The following is a 718-nucleotide window of genomic DNA, read 5'->3' as shown; positions in this document are numbered from 1 at the left end:
CAGGGACCGACGCCGGCCGTACACGGTGTGGTGCGGTGGCGGTTGTGCGATCTGGCCCAAATCATGTCCGAGGATTACGGCGTGTCGGTCTCCGAGCAGACCTTGAGCCGAGTCTTGCGGGCCATGGGCTACGCCAAGCTCTCGGCCCGCCCGCGCCATCACGCCCAGGATCCGGGCGCCGCGGCTGTTTTCAAAACGTATGGCCCGCCCCGTCTGCAAGATGCGTTTTGATGGCGATGCGGTCTGCATCAACATATCCGGTCTCAGGACCGTGTCCTGGCCAAGATGGATATCCGCGCGCCTTGGGTCCTCATAAAGCCTGCGGTGTCCCGCACCGCATTTAAAACCAGGATCACCACGACGCCGGTTCGACCGTTATGCCATCTGTCCGTCACCTCACGCAGACTGCTTCAACTCCGGCTGGAAGCGCCGGTCGCTGTCGATGTGCGATCAGGCCGTCGCCAGCGCGCCCTGATCAAAAGCTTGTTTTCGACGCAGTAGCGCCCACACGATGCGGGCCAGCTTGGCGGCCAGTGCCACCACGACCACGTTCGGGTGAGAGCGTGCGAGCAAACCTTGCAACCAAACCCCGAGCGGTGTCGGTTTGGCGGCCAGATGGGGCATCGCGGCGCGAGCCCCATGGATGAGCTGCTTGTGAACCGTTCCGGAATTCCCGGAGGCCATTTGGTTTGGGTTATGCGGCCCAGGCTTGCGCCTC

General features: G+C 63.4%; 2 pseudogenes. One reads left to right on the top strand and one right to left on the bottom strand.

What is annotated here, in order from left to right:
- Positions 1-195 (top strand): annotated as a pseudogene (locus ASF20_RS11455) (winged helix-turn-helix domain-containing protein); the annotation flags it as partial.
- Between the two features lie 255 nt (positions 196-450).
- Here the strand turns inward: ASF20_RS11455 and ASF20_RS24730 are convergent.
- A pseudogene (locus tag ASF20_RS24730) lies at positions 451-718 on the bottom strand (IS110 family transposase); the annotation flags it as partial.

Origin of the sequence: Methylobacterium sp. Leaf88 (assembly GCF_001422795.1) — a bacterium.
In the GTDB taxonomy this organism is placed as follows: domain Bacteria; phylum Pseudomonadota; class Alphaproteobacteria; order Rhizobiales; family Beijerinckiaceae; genus Methylobacterium.
Note: the sequence above shows the minus strand (reverse complement) of the source record. Positions and strands in the feature narration are given on the sequence as shown.